Here is a 6,557-nt window from a genome sequence, read left to right as displayed (position 1 = left end):
AATACAACGCTCAGGAAGCTAAGGAAATGGGCCTTGTCAATACGGTTGTACCGCTTGAAAAGCTTGAAGAAGAAACGATTCAATGGTGTGAAGAAATGCTTGAGAAAAGCCCGACAGCACTCAGATTTCTTAAAGCGGCCTTTAATGCCGACACGGACGGGCTTGCCGGCATCCAGCAGTTTGCCGGAGATGCGACACTGCTTTATTACACAACAGATGAAGCGAAAGAAGGCCGCGATGCGTTTAAAGAAAAACGCCGTCCAGATTTCGGACAGTTCCCGCGTTTTCCTTAAAAGACGGAAGAGAGAAACAGCTTAGTGCGACTGAGCTGTTTCTTTTATCATTCAAGATATTTTTTGGAGATGATGATATGCTGATGGACCATCCGAATTGGCTTAAACAGCGAGCAGAGCTGACTCCTGACAGGATGGCTGTGATTCAGGGGGATCACAAGCTGACTTTTAATCAATTGTTTCATGAAGCAAAAAAAACGGCCGGGCAGCTGAAGAGCTTTGGTCTGAGGAAAGGGGATACAACAGCTGTACTTCTCACCAACCGGCTGGAGATGGTTATCGCCGTCCATGCCTGTTTTATTCTCGGAGTTCGCATCGTTTTGCTGAATACGAAGCTGTCAATGGCCGAACGAACATATCAAATTGAACACTCGGAAGCAAAGCTATTGCTTACAGAACAGCCTTTCCTGGAAGAGCATAGAGAGGGCAAGCCGGCCCGCGCTGTTGACATTGAAGACGTTCAAAACGCCGCCGGCCCTCCGGTTACGGAAATCGAGAGCATTCATTTGGACGATGCAGCCACAATTATGTATACGTCCGGAACGACAGGACGGCCGAAAGGGGTTATGCAGACATTTGCCAACCATTATTTCAGCGCGGTTTCATCCGCTTTGAATTTGGGGCTCCAAGAACACGATCGCTGGTTGATCGCCTTGCCGCTTTTCCACATCAGCGGCTTATCGGCTCTTTTTAAATCGGTTATTTACGGAATGACAGTTGTTTTACATCAAAGGTTTGACGCGGAAGAAGTTCTCCGTTCGATCAAAGACAATCAAGTAACGATTGCATCGGTCGTTCAGACGATGCTGTCAAGGCTTGCGGCAAAAGTCGACAGCTGCCCCGAATCATTAAGGTGCCTGTTACTGGGCGGAGGGCCTGCCCCGCTTTCTCTCCTTGAGGAATGCAAAAGAAAGAGGCTGCCTGTCGTACAGTCATACGGAATGACTGAAACGTGCTCACAGATTGCCACCCTCGCCCCAGAATACTCGATTGAAAAGCTCGGTTCAGCCGGCAAGCCGCTGTTTGCATCAAGCATTAAAATCGAAAAGAACGGCACGGAATGCCAACCCGGAGAACATGGAGAAATAACCGTAAAAGGGCCGACCGTTATGAAGGGCTACTTAAAAAATGAGGCGGCAGACAAAGCCTCATTCAATGATGGCTGGTTTAAAACCGGTGATATCGGGTATCTTGACGTTGACGGATTTTTATACGTGCTGGACAGGCGTTCAGACTTAATCATATCAGGGGGAGAAAACATCTATCCGGCTGAAGTCGAGGCCGTTCTTCTGTCACACCCCAAAGTTGCGGAAGCGGGGGTAAAAGGGGTCGATGACAAAACTTGGGGAAAGGTTCCCCACGCCTATCTTGTCGCCGCCAGCCCTGTTGATGAAGAGGAGCTGAGCGAATTTTGCAAAGAACGGCTTGCTTCATATAAAGTGCCTAAAGCCTTTCATTTTGTCGGCAAGCTGCCGAGAAATGCTTCGAATAAACTGATGAGACATCAATTGTAGAAGGAGAGCGTCATGATTCAAATCAAACAGCTGACATTGTACCATCTCAGCATGCGGCTGAAAAAGCCTTTTAAATCAAGCTTGGAAACCTTTCAGGATCGCAAGTTTATCATCATAGAAGCTGCTGACCGGGAAGGGGTGACAGGCTGGGGGGAAGTATCCGCTTTTTCATCTCCGTGGTACACAGAAGAAACAACGGAGACATGTTACCACATGCTAAAAGATTTTTTGATTCCGGCTGTGCTGCGCGAATCATTCACACACCCTTCAGAAGTGCCCGAGACGCTTCGCGGATTCAAAGGCAACAGAATGGCAAAGGCCGGCCTTGAAGCCGCCTTTTGGGACATTTACGCCAGGAAAAAAGGAATCTCTTTAAGAGAGGCGCTGGGCGGAGTAAAAACAGAAGTTCCTGCCGGGGTCGTCGTCGGTCTTGCTCCATTGGATGATATGCTTGGGGAAATTGAACAATATGTAAAAGAAGGTTATCAAAGAATAAAAATCAAAATTCAGCCGGGGCAGGATATAGAGCTTTTAAAGGAAATACGCCGGCATTTTCCGAAGGTGCCGCTGATGGCGGATGCCAACTCTTCTTATGAATTAAAAGACATCAGCCGGATTAAAGAGCTTGACGCATTTAAATTAATGATGATCGAACAGCCTTTGGCGGATGATGATATCGTAGACCACCGCCATCTGCAAAAACATATCAAAACTTCAATTTGTCTTGACGAAAGCATCCGTTCTGCTGATGATGCGCGAAAGGCAATCGAGCTCGGCAGCTGCAAAATTATCAATATTAAGCCGTCCCGAGTCGGCGGTTTGACAGAAGCTCTGAAAATCCATGACATCTGCAAAGAACATCAAATGCCTGTCTGGTGCGGCGGCATGTTTGAAACCGGTATTTCAAGAGCACACAATCTTGCGCTGAGTTCTCTTCCGCAGTTTTTGATTCCCGGGGATCTTTCTTCATCCTCAAGGTATTGGGAAGAGGATATCGTAAAACCGGAAATCCGCATCGAAGGCGGCTATATTCAGGTTCCAAGCCAACCGGGAATGGGCTTTGAAGTGGATACTCATGTTTTAAGAAAGAATTCATCTAAAATAGATGTTTTCAAACAGTAAAGGCTGTTTTAAACGCTGATTTCCAGATTTTCAAGCTTTGTTAAATGGACGGCCTCTCATGTATAGTAAAGCTGTACATTATTCCCTTCTCGTTTGGACCGGCTTTCAAGCCGGTTTTTTTAAAAATATGAAAAGAGCTGCCTTTATGACAGCCCTTTCCTTTAATCGCCCAAAAGCAAATCTTCGTGTACGATCTGTCCAATCAGCCGGTCCGCTTGATCCGGCAGCCCGTCCAGACATCCGTATTCATAATCCCATAAGTTCATGAAGGAGCAGGCGGCTTTTTGAAATGCGGTTTCGTCCGCCCCGTGGATTTCCTGATAAAAAGCCTGTAGCAGCGACTCTTTATTCATGACTGCCCCTCCTTCATTCATCCGCTTTAATGATGTTCAGGTTTAAATGTTTTACAATCCGTTTCTTTGCTATTAGAAGCTTTTTCACCTTCAGCATGGCTGACGACATAAATGGCGTCGGCTGTACACTTGTTTCCCTGGCCCCAATAGGTGCAGTTGCTGACTTCACACAGTATTTTTTTGTTCCATATCATTTTGGCCCCCTTTAAAAGTTGTACACATTTAGCTTAACCTTATTCATGCTGTTTGATGTACCTCTTGTCCTTCATGAACAATTTCCAGAAATAATAAAAGCCGGGGAATAAAATAATAAAACCGACGATATAGGAGATGAACAGCGCCCTGAATGTCTCCGGCGCGGTGAAGCCTGATTGAATCGTGACATCAGGATAGACCATGTAAGGAAGGTGCGCTCTCCCGTACACATAGCTCGCCGTAAAATACTGCAGCGTAATGGCGATGACGGCGAGGCGAGGCTTTCCCTGCCGGTCGCTGTTATGTCTGTTTGGCAGAAACAAAGCCGCAAATGCGACGAGAAACAGCAAAAACGATAAAATCAGCCACGGAAGCCCGTCCATCATTTTTGTATAAAGCCAGCGGGCTTCCGTCCTCATGGTCATCATGATGCTGAATGACATAAGCAAAGCGAGCGGGCCGGTGATTAAAGCGTTTCGGCGGTAGACCTGATACGCGTCTTTTTCTCCGGCTACATTTGAAAAATCAGCCAGCAGCAATGAAGACAGAAACAGCGTGCTGAAAATGGCAAAGCCCATAAAAGAATAGGCATGAGGGCTTAAAAACAAATTAATAAAATCCAATTTGTGGTTTCCGTCTACCTGATATACGAAGTTGCCGTGTGTCACGGGCAAGACAAGGATTAAAACAGCCGGAATGATAAAGCCGCTGATCCCTGAAACGTAAGTCAACGCCCTTTCATAATCTTTTGCAGCGTGCGAAAAGACCAAAAATCCGCTTCGAATCGCCAAAAGCAATAAAATAATGCTGCCGGGAAGCAAAAGCACCGTTCCCAGCACAAAAGTGCCGCCCGGGAAAAAGCTGAAAAGGGCCACGACGATTCCGACGATGAAAACATTGGTCACTTCCCAGGTCGGGGAAAGGTAGCGGTTTGCAATATTGGTTGCTTTCAGCTGTTTTTTGTTCATATAGATCATCGACCAAAATCCCGCTCCAAAATCCATTGACGCCATCACAGCGTAGATAAATATAAATCCCCAGACGATCGAAATAGCCAGCAGGGCATCTGTTGTTCCATCCAGTTGCATCATATGACTTCCCTTCTGTTTTTTTGTGCATTCAGCTGCTTTTTAAATCTTCTTCGACAGGGTGGCGTTTAAAGTAATATTGCAATACGAACACCACCGCTGCTCCTAAAATGATGTAGACGATAAAGAACAAAAGAAACAATATGCCGATCGAGCCGGAGGATGTCACTACTTCGGACGTTTTCTGCATATGGTAAATAACCCAAGGCTGCCTTCCGGTGCAAGCGAACACCCAGCCCAATTCGATTGCAAGCAAAGCGAGCGGGCCGCCGGTTATAAACACGGCCAGCATCCAGCGGGGAAAGCGGTCTTTTTTCATGACTTTTCTCCAAATAAAACCGACAGCGGCATAAACAATCAAAAGGCTGCCGATAAAAACCATGCCGTTGAACAAAGTATGAATGAACAGAGGAGGCCACTCATCCCTTGGAAAGTCATTCAGTCCTTTTACAACGGTGTCAAAGCGGTTGTCGGCCAAAAAGCTTAAAGCCCAAGGAATCTCAATCGCCCATTTGACCGATTGCGTCTTTTCATCAGTAAATCCGCCGATCGCAAGTGGAGCGTGGGACTGAGTTTCAAAAAGCCCTTCTGCGCCCGCCAGTTTTTCAGGCTGGTAGCGGTGAAGAAGCTGTGCGGATTCGTGACCGCTCAGAGCCGTGACCAGAGAAAACGCTCCTCCGACAATCAGCCCGAGCAGCAGCGCTTTTCTATGAAGGGCGTAGACTTTTTCATCACCGCGGTTTCGGAGCATTTTGTAAGCGGCTATCGTCGCAATAATAAACGCGCCCGTCATAAAAGCGGAGACGACAACGTGTCCTGCTGTAGCCACAAAGCTTTTGTTGAAGAACGCCGTCCACGGCTGAACATCTGTAATTTCGCCGTTCACGATTTTGAAGCCTTCAGGCGTTCCCTGGAAAGCGTGCACATTTGTAATTAAGATGGCTGATGCGGCTGCTCCGATAACGATAAAAATGACAGCTGTAATTCTCATAAGAGGAGTCAGCCGATCGGCTGCGTAAACATAAATGGACATAAATAAAGCCTCAATAAAAAAAGCGTAGATTTCAATTTGAAATGGGAGGGACATGACTTTCCCGATCACTTCCATGAATCCCGGCCAAAGCAAGGCGAGCTGCGTTCCGGCAATGGTTCCGGTCGGTATGGCGACCCCGAGCAACACGGCCTGTGCCTTCGTCCATCTTTTTGCCATAATGGCGTAGTGGGGATCTTTCGTTCTTTGATAGATCAGCTCGGCCAGCAAAATCATTAAAGGAATTCCGACACCGAGCGAGGCGAAAATAATATGGAACCCCATCGTTGTTCCGAAAAGGCTTCTTGCAAAAATCAAGTCATTCATCCGGAAAACCACCTTTCATTTACACCATTTTGCTTTTTATTGTTTACCGCCTTTTTTAGATTATTCTTCCTGTGAGCGGTTAAAATGGATAAGGTGATCAAAACATGGCAAATGAACATTCATTTTTGACACAAACATATGAAAGGTATATAATAAAACGTAATTATTACGTTTTGTTAGGAGGAATGGCATATGAAACCAAATATTCATCCGAAAACTTATCAAGTGATCTTTCAGGATGTAAACAGCGGGTACCGTTTTTTAAGCCGCTCAACTAAAACTTCCGATGAGACGGCCGAGTGGGAAGACGGCAAGACGTATCCCGTTATAAAAGTTGAAGTAAGCTCAGACACCCATCCGTTTTATACCGGAAGACAGAAATTCAACGAAAGAGGCGGAAGGGTCGAACAGTTCAAGAAAAGATTTAATATGGATTAAATGAAAAAGGCCGGATGTTTCCGGTCTTTTTTCGTCCATATAAAAAAAACAAGCGCATGAGGTCTCATGCGCTTGATCTTTGTTATTTGTTTGATAAAGCTTTTTTCAAGACGGTCAGGTTTTCTTTCATGATGGTAGTATAATCTTTGCCGCTTTCAATGTCTTCTTTTGTTACAGATTCAAGGTTTTTCATCGTC

General features: G+C 46.0%; 8 protein-coding genes. 4 read left to right on the top strand and 4 right to left on the bottom strand.

The window, feature by feature from the left end; genetic code table 11:
- The 3 genes from C1T29_RS18115 to menC all read left to right on the top strand — a co-directional run.
- The coding region (locus tag C1T29_RS18115) for an enoyl-CoA hydratase-related protein (protein WP_231516512.1) at positions 1-293 on the top strand (293 nt) is incomplete at its 5' end.
- 77 nt (positions 294-370) lie between these two features.
- Positions 371-1,807: an o-succinylbenzoate--CoA ligase gene (locus C1T29_RS18110; protein WP_075212790.1), complete on the top strand. Its 1,437-nt coding sequence runs from the start codon at positions 371-373 to the stop codon at positions 1,805-1,807.
- Positions 1,808-1,819: 12 nt separating this feature from the next.
- Positions 1,820-2,929 (top strand): o-succinylbenzoate synthase, encoded by a 1,110-nt coding sequence (menC, locus tag C1T29_RS18105; protein WP_057957845.1) that lies wholly within the window; start codon positions 1,820-1,822, stop codon positions 2,927-2,929.
- 161 nt (positions 2,930-3,090) lie between these two features.
- Here menC and C1T29_RS18100 read toward each other — a convergent pair whose 3' ends face one another.
- The 4 genes from C1T29_RS18100 to C1T29_RS18085 are packed head-to-tail and all read right to left on the bottom strand — an operon-like array spanning position 3,091 to position 5,922.
- Complete coding sequence (locus C1T29_RS18100; protein WP_020452690.1) at positions 3,091-3,282, bottom strand: hypothetical protein; 192 nt, start codon at positions 3,280-3,282, stop codon at positions 3,091-3,093.
- 26 nt (positions 3,283-3,308) lie between these two features.
- Positions 3,309-3,476 carry a DUF1540 domain-containing protein gene (locus C1T29_RS18095; protein ID WP_103750256.1) on the bottom strand — a complete coding sequence of 56 codons (168 nt, stop codon included), beginning with the start codon at positions 3,474-3,476 and terminating at the stop codon, positions 3,309-3,311.
- A 39-nt stretch (positions 3,477-3,515) separates the two neighbouring features.
- Complete coding sequence (locus C1T29_RS18090; protein WP_198403093.1) at positions 3,516-4,559, bottom strand: cytochrome d ubiquinol oxidase subunit II; 1,044 nt, start codon at positions 4,557-4,559, stop codon at positions 3,516-3,518.
- Positions 4,560-4,596: 37 nt separating this feature from the next.
- The gene (locus C1T29_RS18085; protein WP_023855818.1) at positions 4,597-5,922 is read right to left on the bottom strand and encodes a cytochrome ubiquinol oxidase subunit I; all 1,326 of its coding nucleotides are present in this window, start codon (positions 5,920-5,922) and stop codon (positions 4,597-4,599) included.
- 192 nt (positions 5,923-6,114) lie between these two features.
- Between C1T29_RS18085 and C1T29_RS18080 the strand changes: the two genes are divergently transcribed.
- Positions 6,115-6,360, top strand: coding sequence for a type B 50S ribosomal protein L31 (locus C1T29_RS18080; protein WP_003184624.1), 246 nt, complete (start codon positions 6,115-6,117; stop codon positions 6,358-6,360).
- The last annotated feature ends 197 nt before the right edge of the window (positions 6,361-6,557 follow it).

The organism is Bacillus sp. MBGLi79 (assembly GCF_002953915.1).
The sequence above is the reverse complement of the archived record's forward strand: the minus strand, read 5'-3'. Positions and strand labels throughout refer to the sequence as shown.